This window comes from Paraburkholderia caffeinitolerans (genome assembly GCF_902859945.1).
Taxonomy (GTDB): domain Bacteria; phylum Pseudomonadota; class Gammaproteobacteria; order Burkholderiales; family Burkholderiaceae; genus Paraburkholderia; species Paraburkholderia caffeinitolerans.
The window spans coordinates 172,187-199,065 of sequence record NZ_CADIKL010000012.1 but is presented as its reverse complement, the minus strand read 5'-3'; the positions used below and the strand labels follow the sequence as shown (position 1 = coordinate 199,065).

Sequence of the window (26,879 nt, the reverse complement as noted above, 5' to 3'; positions counted from 1 at the left end):
AGTCTTCGAACTGGCTCCACGTTTGCGGATAGTCCTGGCCGGCAACGGGCGTACGCTGGGCTTCGCTCATTCCGCCATCATGGCTCAGGTGGAGCTAGATGGATAGCCCTTGTTTTTGTACAGTATCGGTACTTTGAACACGCTTTCTTCCGACCTCTCGCCGGCTGTCAGCTTCGCTCGCAAGATCATCCATTGCGATTGCGACTGCTTTTATGCATCGGTTGAAATGCGCGACGACCCCACGTTGCGCGGGCGCCCGCTCGCGGTGGGCGGCAGGCCGGACCAGCGCGGCGTGATCGCGACCTGTAATTACGAGGCGCGCCGCTTTGGCGTGCATTCGGCCATGTCGTCGGCGCTGGCCATGCGCAAGTGCCCCGAGCTGCTGATTCTGCCCACGGCGATGGAAAAGTACCGCATCGCCTCGCGGCAGATCATGGCGATCTATCGCGATTACACGGCGGACGTCGAGCCGCTCTCGCTCGACGAGGCTTATCTCGACGTTTCGCGCACCACGCGCTGCAAGGGCAGCGCCACGCTCATCGCGAACGAGATTCGCGAGCGCGTGCGCGAGGCCGTGGGCGTGACGGTGTCGGCGGGCGTCGCGCCCAACAAGTTCGTCGCCAAGATCGCTTCCGACTGGAACAAGCCCGATGGGCTCTTCGTCGTGCGTCCGCATGAGGTCGATGCGTTCGTTGCGGCGCTGCCCGTGCGCAAGATTCATGGCGTGGGCAAGGTCACGGCGGCGAAGCTGGAGAGCCTCGGGCTGTCCACCTGTACGCAGTTGCGCACGTGGTCGTTGTTCGATCTGCACAGGCATTTCGGTGTGTTCGGCAAGCGGCTCTACGAACTGGCGCGCGGCATCGACGAGCGGCCCGTGCGTGCGGATCAGGAGCGCAAGTCGGTGAGCGTCGAGACGACCTATGTGAACGATCTGCTCACGCTCGAAGCGTGCAGCGAGGAACTCAAGCGCCTTGCCGCGCAACTGGACGTGCGCATCGAGCGCGCGGGCTGCGTGCACGCCGTGCGCAAGCTTTTCGTGAAGATCCGCTTTGCGAATTTTCAGCGCACGACGGTCGAATGCGTGGCCGATGCCACCGATCTGCCCACGCTGCTCGCCTTGCTCGAGAAGGGACTGGCGCGGCGCAAGCTTGCGGTGCGGCTGCTGGGGGCGGGGGTGCGCCTCGAAGAGGACAATCCCGCGTTGCGCGGCCAGTTCGCATTATTCGACGACGATCCCGAAGACGACGACCGCGAAGCCGGGGCGTGAATTCATGCTCCGATAGAATCAAGGCGGAATCGAAGCGGCATCAAAGCACAGCACAAAAACACGCCAGCAAGGAGCCATCCATGGACCTGATCATTCGCCGCGCCGTGCTCGCGCATGCACATCCGGCCGGGCATCCCACGGTCGATATCGGCATCGAGGCGGGGCGCATCGCAGCCGTCGAGCCACATCTCGCGGCCCAGGCGCCCGAGGAGATCGACGCGGCCGGTGCGCTCGTCAGCGCGCCGTTCGTCGACGCGCACTTCCACATGGATGCCACGCTGTCCTGGGGGCTGCCGCGCGTGAATGCGTCGGGCACGCTGCTGGAGGGCATCGCGCTATGGGGCGAGCTCAAGCCGCAGCTCACGCAGGAGGCGCTCGTCGAGCGCGCGCTGCAGTACTGCGATTGGGCCGTTGCGCGCGGGCTGCTGGCGATCCGCTCGCACGTGGATGTTTGCGATGCGCGGCTGCTCGCCGTCGAGGCGCTGCTCGAAGTGAAGCGCCGCGTGGCGCCCTATCTAGACTTGCAACTCGTGGCGTTTCCGCAGGACGGCCTGTTGCGCAGCCCCGGTGCGTTCGACAATCTCAAGCGCGCCATCGCGATGGGCGTGGACGTGGTGGGCGGCATTCCGCACTTCGAGCGCACCATGGCCGACGGAGCGGAGTCTGTGAGGTTGCTCTGCGAATTCGCGGCGGAGCAAGGCCTGCGCGTGGACATGCATTGCGACGAGTCCGACGACCCGCTCTCGCGCCACATCGAAACGCTCGCGGCTGAAACACATCGTCTCGGTTTGCACGGCCGCGTGACGGGCTCGCATCTCACCTCGATGCACTCGATGGACAACTACTATGTGAGCAAGCTCATCCCGCTCATGCGCGAGTCGGGCGTGGCGGCCATTGCGAATCCGCTCATCAACATCACGCTGCAGGGCCGCTCCGATACCTATCCAAAGCGGCGCGGCATGACGCGCGTGCCGGAGTTGATGGCGGCGGGCATTAACGTCGCATTCGGCCACGATTGCGTGATGGATCCCTGGTACAGCTTCGGCTCGGGCGACATGCTCGAAGTCGCGCAGATGGGGCTGCACGTCGCGCAGATGACCGGCGTGGAGGCGTCGCGTGCATGCTTCGACGCGGTCACTGTCAATCCCGCGAAGATTCTCGGCCTTGAAGGGTATGGTATTGCGCCGGGAAGCGCCGCCAATCTCGTGGTGCTCGACGCGCGCGACCCCGTCGAGGCGATTCGATTGCGCGCGGCGCGCCTTGCCGTGGTGAGCCGGGGCAGGGTGGTGAGCCGCCAACCCGCGCAACGTGTCGCGCTCGCGCTCGAAGGGCGGCCCACGAGCGTCGACTTCAGGCTGCACCGGTAAGCGATTTTCCAGGCAAACCGCGGACGATAAAAAACCGCGCATGGGATGCATCCGATGCGCGGTTTTTCGTGAAGCTGCGCGAAGTGCGTTTAATGCTGTGCCGGCGGCTGCTCCATGCCGTTATGGCGCAGCAGCGCGTCGATGTTGGGTTCGCGTCCGCGGAACGCCTTGAACGATTCCATCGCCGGGCGGCTGCCGCCCACTTCCAGAATCTCCTTGCGATAGCGTGTGCCCGTGGCCGCGTCGAGCACGCTCGACTTCGTGGCCTGCGCCGCTTCTTCGAATGCCGCGTAGGCATCGGCGGAAAGCACTTCGGCCCACTTGTAGCTGTAGTAGCCGGCAGCGTAGCCGCCCGCGAAGATATGGCTGAAGGTGTTCGGCCAGCGCGAGAACGGCGCTTGCGCAATGACGTGATAGCGCGCATTGATCTCGCGCGCGAGATCGTTCACGGTCTTGCCCTTCGAGGCGTCGAAGTCCACGTGCAGCGCCATGTCGAACAGCGAGAACACTATCTGGCGCAGCGTGCCGAGGCCGCTCTGGAAGTTCTTCGCGGCGAGCATCTTGTCGAACAGTTCGCGCGGCAGCGGCTTGCCCGTATCGACGTGCGAGGTCATCTCCGTGAGGACGTCCCACTCCCAGCAGAAGTTCTCCATGAACTGCGAGGGCAGCTCGACCGCGTCCCACTCGACGCCGTTGATGCCCGAGACCGAGAGTTCGTCCACGCGCGTGAGCATGTGATGCAAGCCGTGACCGAATTCGTGGAACAGCGTGATGACTTCGTCATGCGTGAAGCACGCGGGGCGGCCGCCCACCGGCGCGGAGAAGTTGCAGGTGAGATACGCGACCGGCGTTTGCACGCCATTGCCTTCGAGCTTGCGGCGCGAACGTGCATCGTCCATCCAGGCGCCGCCGCGTTTGCCTTCGCGCGCGTAGAGGTCGAGATAGAACTGTGCGATCAGCGTGCCGTCGGCGTTTTCGACGCGGAAAAAGCGCACGTCCGGATGCCAGACGGCGGTTTTGTCGTCGCGGATGCGCACGCCGAACAGTGTTTCCGTGACCTTGAAGAGGCCCTTGAGCACGAAGTCTTCGGGGAAGTATTGCTTGACCTCGTTCTCCGAGAACGAGTAGCGCTTCTGGCGCAGACGTTCGGCGGCGAAGGCCATGTCCCACGGCTCGATCTGCGTGAGGCCGAGTTCGTTCGCCGCGAATTCGCGCAGTTCCTGCCAGTCTTTTTCGGCGTGCGGGCGCGCGCGCGTGGCGAGGTCTTCAAGGAAGCTCATGACCTGCGCCGGCGACTCGGCCATCTTCGGCGCGAGCGAAACCTCTGCGAAGTTGTTGTAGCCGAGCATCTTCGCTTCTTCGGCGCGCAGCTTGAGCTGATCGTCGACGATCGCGGTGTTGTCCCAGTCGGGCTGGCCGCCGCCGTATTGAGCGCCCAGCTCCGATGCGCGCGTGATGTAGGCGCGATACATCGTCTCGCGCATCGCGCGGTTTTCCGAGTACTGCAGCACCGGAAAATACGAAGGAAAGTGCAGCGTGAACTTCCAGCCTTGCTTGTTCTCGCGCTCGGCGGCTTCGCGCGCGGCGGCGATCACATCGTCGGGCAGGCCGGCGAGTTCGCTTTCGTTGGTGGCGTAGAACGCGTAGGCGTTGGTGGCGTCGAGCACGTGGTCGGAGAACGCTTTCGCGAGCGATGCCTGGCGCTCCTGCAGTTCGGCAAAACGCGGCTTCTGGTCTTCTGGCAACTCCGCGCCCGAGAGGCGGAAGTCGCGCAGCGCGTTGTCGAGAATCTTCTTGCGCTCGCCTGAAAGCAACTGGAACGAATTGTGGCTCGTGATGGCCTTGTACTTCTCGTAGAGCGCGAGATTCTGGCCGACGCTCGACCAGAACTCGGTCACGCGCGGCAGGTTTTCGCCGTACACGGCGCGCAGTTCCGGCGTGTCGGCCACGGCGTTCAGGTGACCGATCACGCCCCAAGCGCGCGAAAGCGGCTCGGTGGCGCGCTCGAGCGGCTCGACCACGTCGCTCCACTGCGAGGGCGTCATGGGTTGGGCAGCGCGCTCGACTGCGGCGCCCGCATTCGCGAGCAGTACGTCCAGTGCGGGTGTTACGTGTTCGGGGCGGATCTCGCCAAAGCGCGGCAGGCCGGTGAAATCGAGCAGCGGATTATCGGAGGGAGTAGTTGCCATGATGCGTCCTGTTCCTTCTGTCGCGGTTGATTCGCAATGAAATGGGCCGATGCAAAGCCGGGGAGGGCCGGGGCGCCGCGCGCTTTCGCGCGCCCCGATATTCCAGTATTGGGGCGCAGTGCGCGCTTTCCAATCGGAGCACCCGTGCAAATTAACAGAAGTCAGGCTGAGGCGGCGCAATCGACGCGCCGCGCTCTGCGCGTCGCCAGTGCATGCACGAAAAAAAACGGCCCGCGCATGAATGCGCAGGGCCGTTCAGTGAAGCTTTGGCAACCGTGCCTGTTCCGCACGCGCCGCGCGTGTTTAGACGCCGGATGCGCGCTCCGCGGCTTCGATCGTGTTGACGAGCAGCATCGTAATGGTCATCGGGCCGACACCGCCCGGCACCGGCGTGATGAAGCCGGCTACGCCCTTTAGGCCCGCGAAATCGACATCGCCGCACAGCTTGCCGTTGTCGTCGCGATTCATGCCCACGTCGATCACGGTGGCGCCCGGCTTGATCATCTCGGCGGTCAGCACGTTGCGCTTGCCCACGGCGGCCACCACGATGTCCGCTTCGCGCGTGTGCTTCGCGAGATCGCGCGTCTTGCTGTGGCAGATCGTGACCGTAGCGCCCTTTTCGAGCAGCAGCAGCGCCATGGGCTTGCCGACGATGTTCGAGCGGCCGATCACCACGGCGTTCGCGCCTTCCAGAGGAATCTTGTATTCCTCGAACATCTTCATCACGCCGTAGGGCGTGCAGGGGCGGAACAGCGGACGGCCGGTCATGAGCGCGCCGGCGTTGGCGACGTGAAAGCCGTCCACGTCTTTTTCCGGCGCGATCGCCTCGATCACCTTGTGGCTGTCGATGTGCTTGGGCAGCGGCAACTGCACGAGAATGCCGTGAATCTTGGGATCGCGGTTCAGTTCGTCGATGCGCTTGAGCAGATCGGCTTCGGAGAGCGTGTCGGCATAGCGGTCGTACGACGAATGGAGGCCGTTGTCCTCGCAGGCCTTCACCTTGTTGCGCACATAGACTTCGCTCGCGGGATTGTCGCCGACCAGCACGACCGCGAGGCCAGGCTGATGGCCGCGGGCGGTGAGGGCGGCGGCGCGCGTGGCGACGTCGGCGCGCAGTTTCTTGGAGAGGGCGAGGCCGTCGATGAGGGTGGCTGTCATGGTCGGTCGAATTCGAGTGTGGGCAATGCGCGGATGCATGCCGGAGCGCGGCGGGTCGCTTGATGCCCGCTTGATACCCGCTTGATTCCCGCTTGACGTCTTTGCTCAGGGAGAGGCGGGCGCCGGCTGCAAAGGGCGACATTATACCCGCGCAGCGCGCGCGAACTGTCGCGGCCAAACGAAACACGGGCCGAACGAGACAGGAAGAAGCGGTGGGAATGTGGTAGGGAAGGCGCCACGCGGCGTCATGCGCCGCGCAAGATATGCGCCTTCCCGGGCGCGCTGTTTTGGCAGCGTTTTACTGCTGCTGCGCCTGTTGCGGCTTGTTGGAGAGCGCGAGACGCAGCAAGTCGGCGACCGTGTTCACGTTGAGCTTTTCCATGATGTTCGCACGGTGCGCTTCGACGGTCTTGATGCTGATGCCCAGATCGTCGGCGATCTGCTTGTTCAGGCGGCCCGCGATGATGCGCTCGAGCACCTGGTGCTCGCGTGCGGTGAGCTTGCCGAGGCGCTCGGCCGCGGCACGCTGCTGCTGCACGTTGGTGCTTTCGCTGCGGGCCTTCTCCAGCATGCGCTCGACGAGCTTGCGCAGTTCGGCTTCGTCGAAGGGCTTCTCGATGAAGTCCATCGCGCCCTTCTTCATGGTGGAGACGGCCATCGGGACGTCGCCGTGGCCGGTCACGAAGATGATCGGCAACGAGGCGTTTTCGGCGATCAGGCGCTCTTGCAGCTCGAGTCCGCTCATGCCCTGCATGCGCACGTCCAGAATCAGGCAGGCGATTTGTCCGGCTTGCTGCGCCGGCTGGTACGCATCGAGGAACTCTTCCGCGCTCGTGAAGCACTGCACGCGGTAGCCATTCGCTTCGAGCAGCCAGCGCAGGGAGTCTCGTACGGCTTCATCGTCGTCGACAACAAAGACGGTTTCCTGAGTGGTGACTGGGCTGTTCATGGCTCTCCCGTAACGGTTTGTGTGGTCGGCTCGTCCGATCCGTCGCGCGAGGAACGGTCCGTTTCGCCGATGGGCAGACTGCAATGGAATGTGGCGCCGCTGATGTGGCCGTCCGCTTCGACGTTGTTGACCACCCAAAGACGCCCGCGATGCGATTCGATGATCGAACGGCAGATATTCAGCCCCATGCCCATGCCATCGGACTTGGTGCTGTAGAAAGGTTCGAAGAGACGCTCGGCGGTGGCCTCGTCGACGCCCGGGCCCTGGTCGACCACGCTGATGCAGACGTTGCCGCCATCGCGCTTCACGATCACGCGGATCACCGGGTCCACGGCCGCATTGGCCAAATTCGGATGCGCCTCCGCCATGGCTTCGGCGGCGTTCTTCAGAAGATTGACGAGCACCTGCTCGATGAGCACCGGATCGACGTAGATCACGGGCATGCGCGAGCGCATGTCGGTCACGATGCGGATGCGGCGCTTGCGCGCCTCGATTTCGGCGAGCCCCACGGCGTCGGCGACGATATCGGCCACGCGCGTGGCCTGGCGCTTGGGCTCGCTGCGCTTCACGAACTCGCGGATGCGCTTGATGATCATGCCCGCGCGCACTGCCTGCTGCGCGGTCTTTTCGAGCACGGGCAAGAGGTTGTCGGGTGCGGCGCGTCCCGACTTCACGAGCGCGACGGTGCCCGAGGCATAGTTGTTGATGGCGGCGAGCGGCTGATTCAGTTCGTGCGCGAGCGACGAGGCCATTTCGCCCATCGTCATGAGGCGGCTCGTGAACTGCAGCTTTTCGTCCTGCTGGCGGGCCAGTTCCTGGGCCTGCTTGCGCGTGGTGATGTCGGTCGCGATCTGCATCTGCGCGAGGTGGCCGTCCACCCACTGGATGTACTGGCGCCGCACCTCGAACCACTTCTGGATGCTCTCGACGTAGACTTCCTGAGCGTCGGCGGCGCTTTCGGTGAGCGCGGTGGCGGGCAGGCCGGCGTAGGCGTCCACCATGTCGATCGAATCGGACGACGCCGCGGCCGAATCGAAGCCGCCGCCGCCGGCCAGTTCCAGATGCCCGTCAGGACGGATGCCGAACAGGTGACGGTAGTAGCGGTTTGCAAACAGTAGTTCGGCTTCGTCGGCGGCGAGCACCGAGACGGCGGCGTCGAGGCTCTCCAGCACCGTGGTGAAGCGCTCGTGCGCGGCGGCGAGTTCCTCACGTGCGCGCTTGGGCTCGGTGATGTCGGTCATCGACGACATCCAGCCGGTCTGGCGGCCCGAACTGTCGATGAGCGGCGAGACATAGAGGCGCGCGTGGAACTGCGAGCCGTCCTTGCGGCGCACGCGCAATTCGAAGCCCGAGGAAGGCGCTTTGCCGCGCAGCGTCATGTCGAGCTGGCGCTGCATTTCAGGGTAAGCGTCGCGCGGCCAGTAGGGGAACGGCGCGTGCTTGCCCACGAGGTCGCTTTCGTCCCAGCCGGTCATGCGGCAAAAGGCCGGGTTCACGTGCGTGATGCGCCCGTGCATGTCGAGCACGCGCATGCCGATCAGCACCGAATTTTCCATCGCGCGCCGGAAGAACGCTTCCGCGTACAAAGCCTGCTGCGCTTCGAAGCGCTGGCGCGTATGCTTCCAGAGACTCCAGAGGCTCCACAGGACGAAGCACGAAAGACCCGCAACCAGCCACACGAGCGTATTGTTCGTGAAGTTGGTCATCTGCGGGTACGAGTACACGCGCACGGAGACGCCCTGGCCCGGCGGGTCGAGCGGCAGGTCGTAGTAAACGTCGCGCGGCAGGCGCGGGCGCGTCGAGGTGGTGGCGAGCTCGCGGTTGTTCGCGTCGATGATCGAGATCTTGTACTTGGCGGACAGCTCAGGAGGAATGTCGTGCTTGAGGATCCCTTCGACCGAGAACACGGCCGCCACCGAACCGAGGAACTCGCGGTCGCGGTAGACAGGCGTCTGCAACGTGATGTAGCCGTTGCCCACGTCGTCGTAGATGAGCGGCGAGTAGACCTGACGGCGCGTCGAACGGGCTTCGTCGAAGGCGGCCTTCACGGCCTCGTCCATCTGCGCGTCGTTGGGCTTGGCCAGGCGCTGGCCGAACACCGGCATGGCGGTATTGGGCCAGCGCGGCTCCTGCTGGCTCGTGTACCAGTTCAGGTAGAGGATCTCGGGGTGACCCTGCATGATGTCCGTGGTGGACGTCTGGAAGTACTGCGGGTCGTTGTGGCCGGCAACCAGGTCGCGCTGGAGCGCCTGCAATTGCTCCTGCGCGCCTGTCATGGAGAGGCGGATCTGCTGTTGTGCCCAAGCGACGTTGCGATAGAGCGTGTCTTCCTGCTGTTGCTGCTCGCGGCGGTTCAGGCTCCACAAGATCAGGCTCATGACGATCAGGAAGACGAGGATCGACAGGAGCGGCGTCAGCAAATAGGAATTCGACCACCAGGGTCCGTGGTGCCAGCGGGACGGCGAGGACTCGCCGGGCGAACCGGGCGGCCGCGCCGAGCGTGCGAAAAGCCGTTCGGTCAACATGGCAAGGATTGTAGCTCAGCGTAAGAGTTCGAAACGCCGTGAAAAAAACGGCAATTCGCCGATAAACGGGTTCGAACTGGCCGATATCGGTGAAAGGGCACGAACGATTCAGCGTGCGCCGCAGCAATTTTTCATATTATAAAACTGAATCTCGCTATTCGAAAAATCGCTTGCGCGAAGCGAGATGCGGTAATTACAATCGCCCGCAATGCTGATGCGGTCGGCCCCGTCACGTCGCAAGGGTCGTCATCCGCATAGTCCGATCAACAGCGTTCCCCTACATCCAGGAGACGAGTATGTCCGCTGTACCCGACGAAGTCCTGAAATACATTGCCACCGAAAAGGACGAAGATCCTCAGGAAACCGCCGAATGGCTGGAGGCGCTGGACGGCGTCATTTCTGCCATTGGTCCCGACCGCGCTCACTACCTGATCGAGAAGCAGATCGAATTCGCCCGCGTGCATGGCGAACATCTGCCGTTCTCGGCCAACACGCCGTACATCAACACGATTCCCGTCGCCAATCAGGCCAAGAACCCCGGCGACCAGGACATCGAACACCGCATCCGCTCGTACACGCGCTGGAACGCCATCGCCATGGTGCTGCGCGCGGGCAAGGACACGAACGTCGGCGGTCACATTGCCTCGTTCGCTTCGGCCGCGACGCTCTATGACGTCGGCTACAACCACTTCTGGCGCGCTCCGTCGCCGGAACATGGTGGCGACCTCGTGTTCGTGCAGGGCCACTCGTCGCCGGGCGTCTACTCGCGCGCGTTCCTGCTCGGCCGTCTGTCCGAGAACCAGCTCGACAACTTCCGCCAGGAAGTGGGCGGCCAGGGCATCTCGTCGTACCCGCACCCGTGGCTGATGCCGGACTTCTGGCAGTTCCCGACCGTCTCGATGGGCCTCGGCCCGATCATGGCGATCTACCAGGCACGCTTCATGAAGTACATGCAAGCGCGCGGCATGGCGAAGACCGAAGGCCGCAAGGTCTGGGCCTTCCTCGGCGACGGCGAAACGGACGAGCCGGAATCGCTCGGCGCGATCGGCATGGCCGGCCGCGAGCGTCTGGACAACCTCGTGTTCGTCATCAACTGCAACCTGCAGCGTCTCGACGGCCCTGTGCGCGGCAACGGCAAGATCATCCAGGAACTTGAAAGCGAGTTCCGCGGTGCCGGCTGGAACGTCGTCAAGGTCATCTGGGGCAGCCGCTGGGACGCGTTGTTCCAGCGCGACAAGTCGGGCGCACTGATGCGCCGCATGATGGAAGTCGTCGACGGCGAGTACCAGACGTACAAGTCGGAGTCGGGCGCCTACGTGCGCGAGCACTTCTTCAACACGCCTGAACTGAAGGCGCTGGTTGCCGACTGGTCCGATGACGACATCTGGAACCTGAACCGTGGCGGCCACGATCCGCACAAGATCTACGCGGCATTCCACCAGGCCCAGAACGCGAAGGGCCAGCCGACCCTGATCCTCGCCAAGACGATCAAGGGCTATGGCATGGGCGAAGCCGGCCAGGCCATGAACATCACCCACCAGCAGAAGAAGATGCAGGTGGACCAGCTCAAGAAGTTCCGCGACCAGTTCCGTCTGCCGATCACGGACGAGCAGCTCGTCGACGTGCCGTACATCAAGTTCGAGGAAGGCTCGAAGGAACTCGAGTACATGCGCAAGAAGCGCATGGACCTCGGCGGCTACCTGCCCGCGCGCCGCCAGAAGGCGGAATCGCTGCCGGTGCCGGCGCTCGAAGCGTTCGATCCGCTGCTCAAGGGCACAGGCGAAGGCCGCGAGATTTCAACGACGATGGCGTTCGTGCGTATCCTCAACATCCTGTTGAAGGACAAGGCGCTCGGCAAGCGCGTCGTGCCGATCGTGCCGGACGAGTCGCGTACCTTCGGTATGGAAGGCCTGTTCCGCCAGATCGGCATCTGGAATCAGGACGGCCAGAAGTACGTGCCGGAAGATGCTGACCAGCTGATGTTCTACAAGGAATCGCAGACCGGTCAGATCCTGCAGGAAGGCATCAACGAAGCCGGTGGCATGTGTGACTGGATCGCAGCCGCGACGTCGTACTCGACGCACGGCGAGATCATGGTGCCGTTCTACATCTTCTACTCGATGTTCGGCCTCCAGCGTATCGGCGACCTGGTGTGGGCGGCGGGCGACATGCGTTCGCGCGGCTTCCTGCTGGGCGGCACCGCGGGCCGCACGACGCTCAACGGCGAAGGCCTGCAGCACGAAGACGGCCACTCGCTCCTGTGGGCAGCATCGGTGCCGAACTGCGTCACCTACGACCCGACCTTCGGCTACGAACTCGCCGTGATCATGCAGGACGGCCTGCGCCGCATGGTGCAGGACCAGGAAGACGTGTTCTATTACATCACCGTGATGAACGAGAACTACGAGCATCCGGCGATCCCGCAGGGCGAAAACGTCGCGGCCGACATCCTCAAGGGCATGTATTCGTTCCGCAAGGGCGCCGCGAAGACCAAGGGTCCGCGCGTTCAGCTGATGGGCGCGGGCACGATCTTCAACGAAGTGATCGCCGCCGCCGACCTGCTCAAGAACGACTGGGGCGTCGAAGCCGACCTCTGGAGCGTGCCGAGCTTCACGGAACTCGCTCGCGAGGGCCACGAAGTCGAGCGCTGGAACTTGCTGCACCCGAGCGAGCCGCGTCGCGAATCGCACGTCGAGAAGCTGCTCAAGGGTACGGAAGGTCCGGTCATCGCATCGACCGACTATGTTCGTGCACTCGTCGACCAGATCCGTGGCCTGGTGCCGCGCAAGTTCGTGGTGCTCGGCACCGACGGTTTCGGCCGTTCGGACACGCGTGAAAATCTGCGTCACTTCTTCGAAGTCGATCGTTACTGGACGACGGTTGCAGCGCTCAACGCGCTCGCAGACGAAGGCAAGATCGAGCGCAAGGTCGTCGCCGACGCCATTGCGAAGTACAAGCTCGACCCGTCCAAACCCAACCCGATGACCGTCTAACGCATCATCCCCCTGTGCATGGCATGTGCGCCTCCTCGAAGCGAGGAGGCGCGTCGTATGCGGCCCCGGAGACACTAACAATGAGTCAAACGATCGAAGTCAAGGTGCCGGACATCGGCGATTACAAGGACATTCCTGTGATCGAGGTGCTGGTAAAGGCGGGCGATACCGTCGAAAAAGAGCAGTCGCTGATCACGCTGGAATCGGATAAGGCGACGATGGACGTGCCGAGCCCGGCTTCGGGCACGGTCAAGGAAGTGAAGGTCAAGCTGGGCGATAACGTGTCGGAAGGCACGCTGGTGCTCGTGCTGGACGGCGCTGGCGCCGCCGCAGCTCCGGCTGCTGCGCCCGCCGCCGCGCCTGCGGCAGCCCCCGCTGCTGCAGCACCGGCTGCCGCGCCCGCTGTGAGCGGTGGCGCGCAAAGCGTCAAGGTCCCCGACATCGGCGACTATAAGGATGTGCCGGTCATCGAGATCGGCGTGAAGGTCGGCGACCGCGTCGAGAAGGAGCAGTCGCTCGTCACGCTCGAGTCGGACAAGGCAACCATGGACGTGCCGAGCCCGGTGTCCGGCGTCGTCAAGGCGATTCTGGTCAAGGTTGGCGACAACGTGTCGGAAGGCACGGAAATCGTCGTGGTCGAAGCGGAAGGCGCAGCGGCTCCTGCCGCCGCACCGGCAGCGAAGCCGGTCGAAGTGCCGTCGGACGCTCCCCAGGCCGCGCCGGCCAAGGCCGCTCCCGCAGCGCCGTCGGCGCTCGCGCAGGCACCGATCATCCCGGCAGGCGAAGGCGGCTCGCGCCGTCCGAGCCACGCATCGCCGTCCGTGCGCGCGTTCGCACGCGCTCTGGGCGTGGACGTTGGCCGCGTTACGGGCACGGGTCCGAAGGGCCGCATCACTCAGGACGACGTCACGGCGTTCGTGAAGGGTGTGATGACGGGTGCGCTCGCAGCTCCTGCAGCAGCAGCGCCTGCTGGCGGCGGCGCGGGTCTGAACCTGCTGCCGTGGCCGAAGGTCGACTTCACGAAGTTCGGCCCGATCGACACGCAGCCGCTGTCGCGCATCAAGAAGATCTCGGGCGCGAACCTGCACCGCAACTGGGTCATGATCCCGCACGTCACGAATAACGACGAAGCGGACATCACCGACCTCGAGGCGCTGCGCGTGCAGTTGAACAAGGAAAACGAGAAGGCCGGCGTCAAGTTCACGATGCTCGCGTTCGTCATCAAGGCCTGCGTCGCGGCACTGAAGAAGTTCCCGACGTTCAACGCGAGCCTCGACGGCGACAACCTCGTCTTCAAGCAGTACTACCACATCGGTTTTGCCGCCGACACGCCGAACGGCCTCGTCGTCCCGGTGATTCGCGACGCGGACAAGAAGGGTCTTGTCGACATCGCCAAGGAAATGGCCGAGCTCTCGAAGCTCGCGCGCGACGGCAAGCTCAAGCCGGACCAGATGCAAGGCGGCTGCTTCTCGATCTCGTCGCTCGGCGGCATCGGTGGCACGCACTTCACGCCGATCATCAACGCTCCGGAAGTGGCGATCCTCGGTCTGTCGAAGAGCGCGATGAAGCCGGTGTGGGACGGCAAGCAGTTCGTGCCGCGCCTCACGCTGCCGCTGTCGCTCTCGTACGATCACCGCGTGATCGACGGCGCAGCTGCCGCGCGCTTCAATGCGTACCTTGGCGCGATCCTCGGCGACTTCCGCCGCGTGATTCTGTAAAACCGCTTCATTGACCGGCTAACGCCACCGCGTCGCGCGCACAGGGTTCTCGTGCGTGCGACGCGCGGCGGGCGCGGCCGGTCGTTCCAATAGGGGACACCATGAGTCTCGTCGAAGTGAAAGTGCCGGATATCGGCGACTTCAAGGACATCGACGTCATCGAAGTCAACATCAAGGTCGGCGATGTAATCGAGAAAGAGCAGACGCTGCTCTCGCTTGAGTCGGACAAGGCCACGATGGAAGTGCCCAGCGATGTCGCGGGCACGGTGAAGGAAGTGAAGATCAAGGCTGGCGACAAGGCGTCGCAAGGCACCGTGGTTGCGATCGTCGAAGTGTCGGCTGCTGCTGCCGCACCGGCTGCAGCACCGAAGGCCGAAGCGCCCAAGGCCGCTGAGGCTCCGAAGGTAGCCGAAGTTTCGAAAACCGCGGCACCGCAAGCCGGCAGCTTTGGCGGTAGCGCAGACGTCGAATGCGACATGCTCGTGCTCGGCGCTGGCCCTGGCGGCTATTCGGCAGCGTTCCGCTCGGCCGACCTCGGCATGAAGACCGTGCTCGTCGAGCGTTATTCGACGCTCGGCGGCGTGTGTCTGAACGTCGGCTGCATCCCGTCGAAGGCGCTGCTGCACACGGCGCTCGTGATCGACGAAGCTGCCGCGCTCGAATCGCACGGCATCTCGTTCGGCAAGCCGCAGATCGATCTCGACCGCCTGCGCGACTTCAAGTCGGGCGTCGTCAAGAAGCTCACGGGCGGCCTGGCCGGCATGGCGAAGGCGCGCAAGGTCGAAGTCGTGACCGGCGTGGGCACCTTCCTCGATCCGTATCACATGGAAGTGGCGGGCGAGGGCGGCAAGAAGATCGTCAAGTTCAAGCAGGCGATCATCGCCGCGGGTTCGCAGGCTGTGAAGCTGCCGTTCATTCCTGAAGATCCGCGCGTGGTCGATTCGACCGGTGCGCTCGAACTGCGCCAGATCCCGCAGAAGATGCTGGTGATCGGCGGCGGCATCATCGGCCTCGAAATGGCGACCGTCTACGCGACGCTCGGCTCGCAGATCGACGTCGTGGAAATGCTCGACGGCCTGATGGCCGGCGCCGACCGCGATCTCGTGAAGGTCTGGGAGAAGTACAACGCGAAGCGCTTCGCGAATGTCATGCTCAAGACCAAGACGACGAATGCCGAGGCGAAGGCCGACGGCATCTACGTCACGTTCGAGGGCGAGAAGGCACCCGCCGAGCCGCAGCGTTACGACCTCGTGCTGGTCGCCGTGGGCCGCTCGCCCAACGGCAAGAAGATCGGCGCGGACAAGGCTGGCATCGCGGTGACGGATCGCGGCTTCATCGAAGTCGACAAGCAGCAGCGCACCAACGTGCCGCACATCTTCGCGATCGGCGACATCGTCGGTCAGCCGATGCTCGCGCACAAGGCCGTGCATGAAGGCCACGTGGCAGCGGAAGCGGCGCACGGCGAGAAGGCGTACTTCGACGCCATGCAGATTCCGTCGGTGGCCTACACCGATCCGGAAGTGGCTTGGGCCGGCAAGACGGAAGAGCAGTGCAAGGCCGAAGGCATCAAGTACGGCAAGGCAGTGTTCCCGTGGGCCGCTTCGGGCCGCGCGATCGCCAACGGCCGCGACGAGGGCTTCACCAAGCTGATTTTCGACGAAGAGACGCATCGCGTGATCGGTGGCGGCATCGTCGGCCTGAACGCGGGCGACCTCATCAGCGAAGTCTGCCTGGCGGTGGAAATGGGCGCGGACGCGACCGACATCGGCAAGACCATCCACCCGCACCCGACGCTGGGCGAGTCGGTGGGCATGGCTGCCGAACTGTATGAAGGCGTTTGCACGGACCTGCCGCCGCAAAAGAAGAAGTAAGTTTGCTGCGAGCATGAAAAAAGGCGCACTCCGCGAGGAGTGCGCCTTTTTTATTTGGTCGCCAAGGTTGCCGTGTCTGGCTGCGAGAGACGCTGAAGCCAAAAAAATTCCCGGCCTTCCAGCGACCGGGCAAACGGCATACCGGACCGGAGCGTCGGGTCCGGCACAGGGCGCGGCTTACACGACTTGCAGCGCGCCCAGACCGATGCGTGACGCTCAGGCCGGCTTCTTGGGCGCAGCGGCGGCAGCCGAGCGCGAAGCTTGTGCGGCGGCCTTGCTGGCTGCTGCGGAAGCGGCGTTGAAATTGCTTTCTGCCAATTCAACGGCTTGCTTGGTGGCCTTGTGGACCGTTTCGTAGGTCGTGTTCGCAGCGTTGATCGCCGACTTGATCACCGCAACCGCGGTTTCCGAGCCGGCCGGTGCGTTCTTGGCGACATTGTCGACGAGCGACTGGACCTTGCGGTTCTGCTCTTCGAGGTGCGCTTCAGCGACCTTTGCGAATTCGGCTTGCGTAGCCGAAGCGATTTCGTACACGTGACGGCCGTACGAGAGCAGCTTTTCGGCGAGCGGTTGAGCGAAGCTCGATTGCACAGCGAAGAACTCTTGCGCATCTTTTGCCGACAGCGCGCGTTGTGCGTGTTCCTGCGATTCGGCGATATTCGAGCGAACGGCCTGAAGGTTCAATTCGACGAGCTTTTCCACGCCTTCGAATGCCTTGCCGGTGAGGCCGAACAGCGTTTCGAGGTTGGCTTTCTGGGCAGCGGCGAATTGCTCAGGGGTCAGCAGACTCATGTTTACGCTCCTGGGTGTTTGGCGACCTCGTTCGTGGGTCGCCTGAAGTAAGTGGCAAGACTCTTGGGGGAATCTGCCCGGCGCTTTGGTGCGTCGCAGCATTAATCTCGATTTTAGGTCGCTGGAGGCGAATGTCAAGAACTTTTGGTGCGTTGCACAATTACATTAAACTATTGTTAAACAACTACTTATGCGCCGGGCATGGGGTCATATTCATCGGCCTTGACGGGCTGCGGCATAGCGTCCGAAACCTACGTGCGGCGAGGCTTTGGCCGACAAGGTCAAGCACATGCACGCTCGATCTGGCAAGATTGAGGATGACGGTATGCGCCGGAAATGGCGTGCGCCGTATGATTCATCGAAGGTCGGTGCGGGATTGCGCTTCGCGCGTCCACCAAATTCCTTCATGGAACGTTAAAGATCCATTGCTGTCGAACGCGCGTCGCGCGATTCGGCGGCACCGGCGTCAGAGAGTCGTCCTCGGTATTACTCCCACATAAAGTTTGCATAGCGCGTGCCGTCAATGTGTAGGCAACAAAAGATGTTGTCGGCGCAAGGCGCAGCAGGGTGGGGTTGCCCGGGCGATTGTCTTTCTCCATCGAATGTTCGAAGCGCATTGGTCATCTCAATTGGAAGTCAGACTTCGGTTTAACGAGTGGCCATAAGTGCTTCAATTTGCGAATTTTTCGTGGTTTTACTACACTTGGCGAACGATCCCGCCGCTTCATCCAGAACACCAATGAAATCCGACAAGCTCCTGTCGTTCAAGCTGGTGCCCGCATCGGTTGTCAGTACCGCGCTGTCGGTGGCTGTCTCCGTGGTCATCAGTGCAACGCTCGTAGTGCCCGAGGGCGCTTTTGCTGCGTCGCAGAACACCGCTGCGGCCCCGACGGCCAAGGCAAAGAAGACAACCAAAACCAGCAAGAAGGGCACAGCCAGCGCGCCTGCGAAGGTCGTCAAAAAGGCGGGCGCGACCAGCGTTGCCGCTGCGCAGGACGACGATGCGCGTCCGGCCGTGAAGAAGCGCCGCGTCAGCTACACCATGAACGGACGCCATCACACGGCGGTGCGCCGCGTGGCGTTCGAGCCGCGCCAGCCGACCGTGGGTCAGGCGTTCGGTCTCCATGAAACGCCCGATTCGCTGGCGCTGCGTTCGGGCGTGGCCTACGTGGTGGACCAGAATTCGCTGGAACCGCTCTTCGACAAGAATTCGCATGCCGTGGTGCCGATCGCCTCGATCTCCAAGCTCATGACCGCGATGGTCGTGCTCGATTCGAAGGCGCCGCTCACCGAGTCGATTGAAGTCACCGACGAAGATCGCGATTACGAAAAGAACACCGGCTCGCGCCTCTCGGTGGGTTCGGTGCTCTCGCGCGAAGACATGCTGCATATCGCGCTGATGGCGTCGGAAAACCGCGCGGCTGCGGCGCTCTCGCGCTACTACCCGGGCGGCCGGCCGGCTTTCATCGCCGCAATGAATGCGAAGGCCAAGCAACTCGGCATGACCGACACGCACTTCGAGAATTCCACGGGGCTGTCGAGCCACAACGTTTCGACTGCGCGCGATCTCGTGAAGATGGTCAATGCGGCTTACCAGTATCCGCTCATTCGCCAGTTCTCGACCGACCGCAGCTATGACGTGTACACGGGCAAGCGCAATCTTGCGTACAACAGCACGAATGCGCTCATCCGCAATCCGTCGTGGGACATCGGCCTGCAGAAGACCGGCTTCATCAACGAAGCAGGTGAGTGCCTCGTGATGCAAACGACGGTCCATGGCCGTCCGGTCATCATGGTGCTGCTCGATTCGAGCGGCAAGTATTCGCGTTTCGCCGACGCGACTCGTGTGCGCACGTGGATCGACAACGGCGGCGCCGACCAGCAGCCGCACATCACGAGTGCGGATGCGGGGGGCTCGGGTACCTGATTCGCGCCGCTACGCCGTTTCCGGTTTCGCCAGAACGAACGCCCCGCAATGCGGGGCGTTTGCTTTTGGACCAGCGGAAGCGGCTTCCTACGCCATGAGGCCAGCTGTCGGGCGATTGGTGTTCTCAGCAAAATTTCAGTGGTTCGAAACGCGCTGTCCGGTTGGCCAGCGCAATCTGGTCGCTTCAGATTTGATGGTTGTCAATTGACAACTATGGCGCGCGACCCATACACTGAGCTTGTCAATGAGACGATCGCATCCAAAGAAAGAAGTCGAGGCCGCGCTGGCCTATGCCGAAGCGAAAGGTTGGTTAGTTAAACCAGCTAAAGGCAATGGCCACGCGTGGGGCAGGATGTACTGCCCGTTTAACCAGGCAGACTGCCGGTGCGGAGAGTTCTGTATTACGAGTATCTGGAGCACGCCGCGAAACGTTGGCAACCATGCCTGGTTGTTGAGGCGCGTGGTCGACAATTGCTCGGCGCAACGCGTGAGCGCGTCGCCCCAGCGATCGAATGCCATACAGCAGGAGTAGCTTATGAACTATGTCTTCACGCTCAAGTATCAGCTCGCGTCCGGCGATTGCGATCACGAAGATCTCGTGGAACGGCTGGCGCAAGCGGGTTGCGACGACGCCACGATCGGCGTTGGGCAACCCGGCCGCATTGCGCTGGCATTCGCGCGCGAGAGCGAGAGCGCGTGGTCGGCCATCTACTCGGCGTTGCAGAACGTGAAGCAGGCGGCACCCACAGCGCGTCTCGTGGAGGCCGCGCCCGATCTCGTCGGCTTGACCGACGTTGCCGACATGGCAGGCATGTCGCGTCAAAACATGCGCAAGCTGATGCTCACGCACGCAGTCGATTTTCCTCAGCCCGTGCATGAGGGCAGTCCGTCGCTCTGGCATCTTGGCGACGTCCTTGCGTGGTTGAGCGGCCGTGAGGGTTACAGCATCGACCCCGCGCTGCTGGAGACGGCAAGTACCGCGAAGCAGGTCAATCTGGTGAAAGAGGCGCGAGAAATCGACACCCGCATCAAGCGCCAACTGGCCGAACTCGTTGATTGAGCAGCCAGAAAAAGAGAAGCGCCGGACGTGCCGGCGCTTTGTGAGCTTTAATGCGTTTGCGTGAAGCGGGTTCGCGCAAACGTGACCTTATCACTCAGGCCGCAGTCTGTACGCTGCCTTCGGCCGGCTCCGGGTGGTAACCGAGTGATTCGGAAATCAGGAGCGCCGTCTTGCTCAGTTGTCCAAGCCACGAGTCCTGGAGACGGTCGGCGGGCGCTGAAAGCGAAAGTCCGGCCACGAGCTTGCCAGTGTCGTCGTAAATGCCCGCTGCAATGCAGCGCACACCCAGTTCCAGCTCCTCGTTGTCGCGTGCGCAGGATTGCTGGCGCACGTGGGCGAGTTCACGCTCCAGCCGGCCAAGGTCGGTGATGCTGTTGCGCGTGTGACCCGAAAGACCGGTGCGCGTGGCATAGGCGCGAACGCGATTCGCTTCGTCAGCGGCAAGAAAGAGTTTGCCAACGGAAGTGAGGTGCAGCGGCGCGCGGCCGCCGATTGCCCGCACTACCTGCATGCCTGAGCGCTCGGAATAGGCGCGCTCGATATAAACGATCTCGTCGCCCTGGCGCACCGAAAGGTTCACGGTCTGGCCAGTGAGACGATGCAGTTCGCGCATGGGCGTGAGCGCGGCGTCGCGTACCGAGAGGCGCGCCTTTACGAGATTGCCTAGCTCCAGCAGCCGCATGCCGAGCCGGTACGTGCCGGGGTCCGAACGGTCGACAAGCCGGCAGCTCACCATGTCGTTGAGAATGCGGTGCGCGGTGGACGGATGCAGTTCGGTGCGTTGCGCGAGATCCTTCAGGCTGACTGGGTCGGTGTGCGCGGCGAGCGCGTCGAGGAGGCGCATCATGCGCTCGATCACCTGAATCGAGGTCTTCGGATCCGGATTGGTGTCGGTCATGGGGGCAGATTCCAGGGAGCGAATTCGTATGGCGAGTATAAGAAACTCGGCACGGAAACGATCATTGTATCTCGTATTGTGAAAAAAGACAGCGTTTGGCGGGATGGCGCGCCTGCATTGCGACCGTGTTCACGCATATTCCGAACGAGCCGGGCAGTCGATCCTGGCGCAGTCCGGCGTTGGTGGCAGCGGCGAAACGTCGGATAATCGGGGACGGTTTTCACGAGGAGTCCCCATGCGAGTCGGTTTGTTCGTCACCTGTCTTGTCGACACCATGCGTCCCGAAATCGGTTTTTCGGCGCTCAAGTTGATCGAGGAGGCCGGCTATGAGGTGGACGTCCCGCCCGCGCAAACCTGCTGTGGGCAACCGGCCTACAACTCGGGCGAGCGGCCGCTCGCGCGCGATCTCGCGGAAAAGACGCTGCGCGAATTCGAGCAATACGACTATGTGGTGATTCCGTCGGGTTCATGTGGCGGGATGATTCGCGCGCATTACGGCGATCTCTTTCGCGACGACCCCGAGTTGATGGCGCGCTACGGCAAGCTGCGCGAGCGCGTCTACGAATTGACGGATTTCCTCGTGAATGTCGCGAAAGTCACGCTGCCCGAGGGTGAATTCCGCGGGCCGGTGACGTACCACGACTCGTGTTCGGGCTTGCGCGAACTGGGCGTGAAGGCGCAGCCGCGCGCGTTGCTCGCGCAGCGCGGCGTGGCGGTGCAGGAGATGAAGGACTGCGAGCATTGCTGCGGTTTCGGCGGCACCTTTGCGGTCAAGTACGGCGCGATCTCCACGGCCATCGTGGACGAAAAATGCATGAACGTGCAGGCGAGCGGAGCGGGGGCCGTGGTGCTCGGCGATCTCGGCTGCATGCTGAACATTGAAGGGCGCTTGCGCCGCACCGGCGACGCCAGTACTCGGGTTTTGCACATCGCCCAGGTGCTTGCCGGCGACGTCTGAGAGGCCGCTCGCCAGCGAGACCTCTTGGCATCAAGACTCATGAGGCCCGGGGAACCCGTCTGAATCCGACCGCACACGAACGCACTTACGCCCGACTCCACGCCATGCAAGTTCAATCGATGCAATTCAAGGCGCGCGCCGGCCAGAAGCTGGCCGATCAGCGTCTGCAGCAGAACCTCAAGAAGCTCTCGACCAAGTTCGTTTCCGCGCGTGCGGAGGCAATCACGGCGATCGACTTTCCGGCCACGCGCGCGGCGCTCAAGGAGCGCCGCAATCGTGCGCTGGAGAATCTCGACGTCTGGATCGAGCAGTTCGAGGCCGAGGCGACCCGGCGCGGCGTAACGGTTCTGTTCGCCGAGACGTCGCGCGACGCGGCGAAGCTCGTCGCCGAAATCGCGCGCAAGCACGAGGTGCGCAAGGTCATCAAGACGAAGTCGATGGTCTCCGAGGAAATGCAGCTCAACACGGTGCTCGCGGAGATGGGGGTGCAATCCATCGAAACGGACCTCGGCGAATACATCCTGCAGATCAACAATAACGAGCCGCCGAGCCACATCATTGCGCCCGTCGTCCACAAGGACAAGGACGAGATCGCTGACCTGTTCGCGAAGACGCATCACAAGCCGCGTCTCACGGAAATTCCCGACATGACGCGCGAGGCGCGCGAGATGCTGCGCCCCCACTTCCTTTCTGCGGACATGGGCGTGACGGGCGGCAACTTCCTCATTGCGGAGACGGGCTCAGTCGTGCTCGTGACGAACGAGGGCAATGAAGGCATGTGCACCGTCATGCCGCGCGTGCATGTGGCGGTCACCGGCATCGAAAAAGTCTTGCCGACGCTCGAAGACCTTGCCACCGCAATGCGCCTGCTGCCGCGCTCGGCCACGGGACAGGCCACGTCGAATTACTTTTCCGTTCTCACGGGCCCACGCGGGGCGGACGACCAGGACGGTCCCGAGCATATGTATGTCGTGCTCGTCGATGGCGGACGCACAGGCCTCATCGGCGGCGAGTTCCAGGAAATGCTGCGCTGTATCCGTTGCGGCGCCTGCATGAACCATTGCCCGGTTTATCAGAAGGTGGGCGGCCACGCTTATGGCTGGGTCTATCCGGGCCCGATGGGGTCGGTGCTTACGCCGAGCTATGTGGGCATCGAAAAGGCGCTAGATCTGCCGCAGGCTGCCACGCTTTGCGGCGAGTGCAACAGCGTTTGCCCGGTGGGCATCCCGCTGTCGGACCTGCTGCGCAAGCTGCGCGAGAAGCAGACCGAGCGGCGCCTGCGTCCGTGGCGCGAACGCGCGGCACTGGCCGTGTGGGGCTGGTTCGCCATGCATCCCGGCGCTTATGCGCTGCTCGCGAAGCTCGGTGTGCGCGTGCTGGAGCGCATGGGCGGCCAGTCGCAGCTCATTCGCAAAATGCCGTTCGCGCGCGGCTGGACCGACGGGCGCGACCTGCCGGCTCCGGTTGGGCGTACGTTCCGCGAACTCTACGCCGCGCGGCACACGCATCTGGATGCGACCGGGCGCATACGGAAGGCGTGACGAAGCTACTCCATCGGCTTCACCCGCTATAGGCGGCGCACTGTTTAACCTGAGACAACAGTGTGTTCGTCTTTGCCGGGTTTTTCCTGATTGCGATCATCTATATCATTTCGACTGGCGATAGTGCGTCTGAGCCTATCGCTCCACAGTCGAGAGAGAGTCGCATCATGAAAAAGAAAATAATGGTGTTTTGGCCGCTGGCGCTGATCGTGCCGCTTGCGGCGATCGCATGGGCTCATGCATGGAATACCGCCGAGCAGCAGTTCCCGCTGGCGGCCGATCGCGTGAGTGCTGAGTTGGCGCGCGCAGTGTCATATGGTCTGGTTGATGGCGCGGGCGAGGTGGCAACCCCCGTCAAGGCGCCAGTCAAGGCAATCGGCAGCGTCGCCCCGCTGCTGCGGTCGAACGCGATCTAAGCCGCAACGGCCTGGACGATGGCGCAGGCTGCGTTCAGCGCACATCGTCGACACTTTGTATAATTGAAAATTCGCCCGCGCACAGCGGCGTGTTCCAAACCGCTGTGCGCTTCACACCCGAATCGATGAAAAAGGTTTCCGTCTGCTTTGTTTGCCTCGGCAACATCTGCCGTTCGCCCACGGCTGAAGCCGTGATGCGGCGCCTTGTCGACGAGGCGGGTTTGAGCGCGCACGTGTCGGTCGATTCGGCGGGTACGGGCGATTGGCATATCGGCGAGGCGCCCGACGAACGCGCCCAGCGTGCCGGGGCCAAGCGCGGCTACGATCTGGCGCCGCTGCGCGCCCGCCAGATCGCGGCGGAGGACTTTCGTACGTTCGACCTGATCGTCGCGATGGACGACGCCAATGTCACGGCGCTTGAGCGGGTGATGCCGTCTGCCGGGCGCGAGAAGATTCGTCTGTTGATGGAATTCGCGCCACAGTTGCAGGAGCGCGTGGTCGCCGACCCGTATTTTGGCGGCGCCGCCGGGTTCGAGACGGTGCTCGACCAGTGCGAAACGGCGTGTTCGGGCCTGCTGGCGGCATTGCGCCCCCAACTGGTGGGCTGAGGTGAGCGTGGCGGCGTACTCCCGTGCAGGTTTTGCGCCGTTTTCCCTTTTCGTCATGCGCCTAATAACCCGGATGGCGGCGCGGATACTTGACTAAACTAGTCATGTATTTATACTTGACGAAAATTGTCGAGAATTGCGGTTCCCCTACATCATGAGACTCACCACCAAAGGCCGTTTCGCCGTTACGGCGATGATCGACTTGGCCCTGCGCCAGGAGCAGGGCCCGGTGACGCTTGCGGGTATCAGTCAGCGCCAGCATATTTCGCTGTCGTACCTGGAACAGTTGTTCGGCAAGCTGCGCCGTCATGAAATCGTCGAATCGGTCCGTGGGCCGGGCGGCGGCTATAACCTCGCGCGCCGCGCGGAGGATGTCACGGTCGCGGACATCATCATCGCCGTGGACGAGCCGCTCGACGCCACTCAGTGCGGCGGCAAGGGCGCCTGCGAGGGCACCAAGCAGCACGACGGCCACTGCATGACGCACGAGCTGTGGTCGACGCTGAACCAGAAGATGGTCGAGTACCTCGATTCGGTTTCGCTGAAGGATCTGGTGGACAAGCAGCGCGCCCGCGAAGGCGCCGCGCCCACCGTCTTGCGCGACCGCCGCACCGAGGCGCCGGCGATGGAGCCAGTGCGCACGGTACCGCTCGGGCCGAATTCCATATTCAACATGGCCGGTTCCTGATCCCGAATTCCGGATCCCGACCACGGCCAGCGCAATACACAGAGCAGCAGACAGAATCCCCCGGAGCGATAGATGAATAACGACATTCCCCACCTGCCCATTTATATGGACTACAGCGCGACGACGCCCGTCGACCCGCGCGTGGTGGACAAGATGATTCCGTATCTGCGCGAGCAGTTCGGCAATCCGGCGTCGCGCAGCCACGCCTATGGCTGGGACGCGGAGCGTGCCGTCGAAGAAGCGCGCGAGAACGTCGCGGCGCTCGTGAACGCCGACCCGCGCGAAATCATCTGGACCTCCGGTGCAACCGAGTCGGACAACCTCGCAATCAAGGGTGCTGCGCACTTCTACAAGAGCAAGGGCAAGCACATCATCACGGTGAAGACCGAGCACAAGGCCGTGCTCGACACCTGCCGCGAACTCGAGCGCGAAGGCTACGAAGTCACGTATCTGGACGTCAAGGACGACGGCCTGATCGATGTCGACGTGCTCAAGGCTGCGCTGCGCCCCGACACGATCCTCGTTTCGGTCATGCACGTGAACAACGAGATCGGCGTGATCCAGGACATCGAGACGATCGGCGAACTCTGCCGCGAGAAGGGCATCATTTTCCACGTCGATGCCGCGCAGTCCACCGGCAAGGCGCCCATCGACCTGCAAAAGCTCAAGGTCGACCTGATGTCGTTCTCGGCGCACAAGACCTATGGCCCGAAGGGCATCGGCGCGCTGTACGTGCGCCGCAAGCCGCGCGTGCGCATCGAAGCGCAGATGCACGGCGGCGGCCATGAGCGCGGCATGCGCTCGGGCACGCTGGCCACGCACCAGATCGTCGGCATGGGCGAGGCGTTCCGCATCGCACGTGAAGAAATGGCTACGGAAAACGAGCGCGTTCGCATGCTGCGCGACCGTCTGCTCAAGGGGCTCTCGCAAATCGAAGAGACCTACGTGAACGGCGACATGGAAAAGCGTGTCCCGCACAACCTGAACATCAGCTTCAACTTTGTCGAAGGCGAGTCGCTGATCATGGCGGTCAAGGACGTGGCGGTGTCGTCGGGTTCGGCGTGCACCTCGGCGTCGCTCGAGCCGTCGTACGTGCTGCGCGCGCTCGGCCGCAACGACGAACTCGCGCACAGCTCGATCCGCTTCACGGTGGGCCGCTTCACGACGGAACAGGACGTCGACTACGTGATCAACCTGCTGCAGACGAAGATCGCCAAGCTGCGCGAACTCTCGCCGCTGTGGGAAATGCACCAGGATGGCATCGATCTGTCGACCATCCAGTGGGCGGCGCACTAAGGCGCACTAAGGCGCACTAAGGCGCTTCGAGCAACGAACATCGACCCGGCCGCAGCGCAATCGGCAGACCACTGCATGCAGCGCGGCAAACACGAATTGAAGGAGTGTGATCATGGCATATAGCGACAAGGTTCTGGACCACTACGAAAACCCGCGCAACGTCGGCTCGTTCGCGAAGGACGACGACGCAGTCGGCACCGGCATGGTGGGCGCGCCCGCATGCGGCGACGTCATGAAGCTGCAGATCCGCGTGGGCGCGGACGGCGTGATCGAAGACGCGAAGTTCAAGACCTACGGGTGCGGTTCGGCCATCGCTTCGAGCTCGCTCGTGACCGAGTGGGTGAAGGGCAAGACGCTCGATCAGGCGCTCGACATCAAGAACACGCAGATCGCCGAAGAACTGGCGCTGCCGCCGGTGAAGATCCACTGCTCGATTCTCGCGGAAGACGCGATCAAGGCAGCGGTGGCCGACTACCGTGAGCGTCATACGACGGAAGCCAAGGCAGACGCGGCTTAAGGTTTGCGATAGCGCGCGCCGGGTTCGGCGAGCGGGCGGAGCGGCGGCAAGCCATTTGGCGTGCGGTCGCAGATGAATGAATTTGGATGCAGGCAAGCCTGCGCCGTGTCGGGTCGAAGCAGGTGCAAGCCTGAAACGAAC

The 26,879-nt window shown here is 63.2% G+C and carries 22 protein-coding genes; 15 read left to right on the top strand and 7 right to left on the bottom strand.

Translation table 11 applies throughout. From position 1 onward, the window contains the following. Positions 1–109: 109 nt before the first annotated feature. Together dinB and HV773_RS14920 are read left to right on the top strand one after the other, a co-directional pair. Positions 110–1,267 (top strand): DNA polymerase IV, encoded by a 1,158-nt coding sequence (dinB, locus tag HV773_RS14925; protein WP_129561772.1) that lies wholly within the window; start codon positions 110–112, stop codon positions 1,265–1,267. A gap of 80 nt (positions 1,268–1,347) precedes the next feature. After that, positions 1,348–2,634, top strand: a complete 1,287-nt coding sequence (locus HV773_RS14920; protein ID WP_129561773.1) for an amidohydrolase family protein — start codon at positions 1,348–1,350, stop codon at positions 2,632–2,634. Between the two features lie 89 nt (positions 2,635–2,723). Here HV773_RS14920 and HV773_RS14915 read toward each other — a convergent pair whose 3' ends face one another. From HV773_RS14915 to fixL, 4 genes are all read right to left on the bottom strand, one after another. Then, positions 2,724–4,823: a M3 family metallopeptidase gene (locus HV773_RS14915; RefSeq protein WP_129561774.1), complete on the bottom strand. Its 2,100-nt coding sequence runs from the start codon at positions 4,821–4,823 to the stop codon at positions 2,724–2,726. A gap of 303 nt (positions 4,824–5,126) precedes the next feature. Continuing rightward, positions 5,127–5,981: a bifunctional methylenetetrahydrofolate dehydrogenase/methenyltetrahydrofolate cyclohydrolase FolD gene (gene folD / locus HV773_RS14910; protein WP_129561775.1), complete on the bottom strand. Its 855-nt coding sequence runs from the start codon at positions 5,979–5,981 to the stop codon at positions 5,127–5,129. Between the two features lie 298 nt (positions 5,982–6,279). Beyond that, positions 6,280–6,930 (bottom strand): oxygen response regulator transcription factor FixJ, encoded by a 651-nt coding sequence (gene fixJ, locus HV773_RS14905; RefSeq protein WP_129561776.1) that lies wholly within the window; start codon positions 6,928–6,930, stop codon positions 6,280–6,282. After that, positions 6,927–9,455, bottom strand: coding sequence for an oxygen sensor histidine kinase FixL (fixL, locus tag HV773_RS14900; RefSeq protein ID WP_129561777.1), 2,529 nt, complete (start codon positions 9,453–9,455; stop codon positions 6,927–6,929). The genes fixJ and fixL overlap by 4 nt, the downstream gene beginning before the upstream one ends. Positions 9,456–9,751: 296 nt before the next feature. On the opposite strand from fixL, the gene aceE reads away from it, so the two are divergent. The 3 genes from aceE to lpdA all read left to right on the top strand — a co-directional run bounded on the left by aceE (position 9,752) and on the right by lpdA (position 16,037). Beyond that, complete coding sequence (aceE, locus tag HV773_RS14895; RefSeq protein WP_129561778.1) at positions 9,752–12,448, top strand: pyruvate dehydrogenase (acetyl-transferring), homodimeric type; 2,697 nt, start codon at positions 9,752–9,754, stop codon at positions 12,446–12,448. Positions 12,449–12,528: 80 nt separating this feature from the next. Continuing rightward, the gene (gene aceF / locus HV773_RS14890) at positions 12,529–14,166 is read left to right on the top strand and encodes a dihydrolipoyllysine-residue acetyltransferase (RefSeq protein ID WP_175195316.1); all 1,638 of its coding nucleotides are present in this window, start codon (positions 12,529–12,531) and stop codon (positions 14,164–14,166) included. A 101-nt stretch (positions 14,167–14,267) separates the two neighbouring features. Next, positions 14,268–16,037, top strand: coding sequence for a dihydrolipoyl dehydrogenase (gene lpdA, locus HV773_RS14885; RefSeq protein WP_129561780.1), 1,770 nt, complete (start codon positions 14,268–14,270; stop codon positions 16,035–16,037). 216 nt (positions 16,038–16,253) lie between these two features. On the opposite strand, the gene HV773_RS14880 is transcribed toward lpdA, so the two are convergent. Continuing rightward, entirely contained in the window at positions 16,254–16,829 is a 576-nt protein-coding gene (locus HV773_RS14880; RefSeq protein WP_129561781.1) for a phasin family protein, read from the bottom strand. A gap of 404 nt (positions 16,830–17,233) precedes the next feature. Then, the gene (locus HV773_RS14875; protein WP_175195315.1) at positions 17,234–17,446 is read right to left on the bottom strand and encodes a hypothetical protein; all 213 of its coding nucleotides are present in this window, start codon (positions 17,444–17,446) and stop codon (positions 17,234–17,236) included. A gap of 122 nt (positions 17,447–17,568) precedes the next feature. Here HV773_RS14875 and pbpG point away from each other — a divergent pair, with 122 nt between their 5' ends. From pbpG to HV773_RS14865, 3 genes are all read left to right on the top strand, one after another. Beyond that, positions 17,569–18,756 (top strand): D-alanyl-D-alanine endopeptidase, encoded by a 1,188-nt coding sequence (gene pbpG, locus HV773_RS14870; protein WP_129561782.1) that lies wholly within the window; start codon positions 17,569–17,571, stop codon positions 18,754–18,756. 244 nt (positions 18,757–19,000) lie between these two features. Then, positions 19,001–19,288: a hypothetical protein gene (locus HV773_RS36870; protein ID WP_129561783.1), complete on the top strand. Its 288-nt coding sequence runs from the start codon at positions 19,001–19,003 to the stop codon at positions 19,286–19,288. A 3-nt stretch (positions 19,289–19,291) separates the two neighbouring features. Continuing rightward, positions 19,292–19,816, top strand: coding sequence for a helix-turn-helix transcriptional regulator (locus tag HV773_RS14865; protein ID WP_129561784.1), 525 nt, complete (start codon positions 19,292–19,294; stop codon positions 19,814–19,816). A 94-nt stretch (positions 19,817–19,910) separates the two neighbouring features. Here the strand turns inward: HV773_RS14865 and HV773_RS14860 are convergent, their stop codons facing one another. Continuing rightward, positions 19,911–20,714, bottom strand: coding sequence for an IclR family transcriptional regulator (locus HV773_RS14860; RefSeq protein ID WP_035531082.1), 804 nt, complete (start codon positions 20,712–20,714; stop codon positions 19,911–19,913). 235 nt (positions 20,715–20,949) lie between these two features. On the opposite strand from HV773_RS14860, the gene HV773_RS14855 reads away from it, so the two are divergent. The 7 genes from HV773_RS14855 to iscU all read left to right on the top strand — a co-directional run bounded on the left by HV773_RS14855 (position 20,950) and on the right by iscU (position 26,738). Next, positions 20,950–21,672 carry a (Fe-S)-binding protein gene (locus HV773_RS14855; RefSeq protein WP_129561785.1) on the top strand — a complete coding sequence of 241 codons (723 nt, stop codon included), beginning with the start codon at positions 20,950–20,952 and terminating at the stop codon, positions 21,670–21,672. Between the two features lie 104 nt (positions 21,673–21,776). Further along, positions 21,777–23,213 carry a lactate utilization protein B gene (locus tag HV773_RS14850; protein ID WP_129561786.1) on the top strand — a complete coding sequence of 479 codons (1,437 nt, stop codon included), beginning with the start codon at positions 21,777–21,779 and terminating at the stop codon, positions 23,211–23,213. 167 nt (positions 23,214–23,380) lie between these two features. Further along, a complete protein-coding gene (locus HV773_RS14845) occupies positions 23,381–23,629 on the top strand; it encodes a hypothetical protein (RefSeq protein WP_129563311.1) in 249 nt (82 codons plus the stop codon). Positions 23,630–23,754: 125 nt separating this feature from the next. Further along, positions 23,755–24,237, top strand: coding sequence for a low molecular weight protein-tyrosine-phosphatase (locus HV773_RS14840; protein WP_129561787.1), 483 nt, complete (start codon positions 23,755–23,757; stop codon positions 24,235–24,237). A 154-nt stretch (positions 24,238–24,391) separates the two neighbouring features. Then, a complete protein-coding gene (gene iscR, locus HV773_RS14835; RefSeq protein ID WP_028216877.1) occupies positions 24,392–24,925 on the top strand; it encodes a Fe-S cluster assembly transcriptional regulator IscR in 534 nt (177 codons plus the stop codon). Positions 24,926–24,997: 72 nt separating this feature from the next. Next, a complete protein-coding gene (locus HV773_RS14830) occupies positions 24,998–26,221 on the top strand; it encodes an IscS subfamily cysteine desulfurase (protein ID WP_129561788.1) in 1,224 nt (407 codons plus the stop codon). 112 nt (positions 26,222–26,333) lie between these two features. Next, positions 26,334–26,738: a Fe-S cluster assembly scaffold IscU gene (iscU, locus tag HV773_RS14825; RefSeq protein ID WP_129561789.1), complete on the top strand. Its 405-nt coding sequence runs from the start codon at positions 26,334–26,336 to the stop codon at positions 26,736–26,738. Positions 26,739–26,879 lie beyond the last annotated feature (141 nt).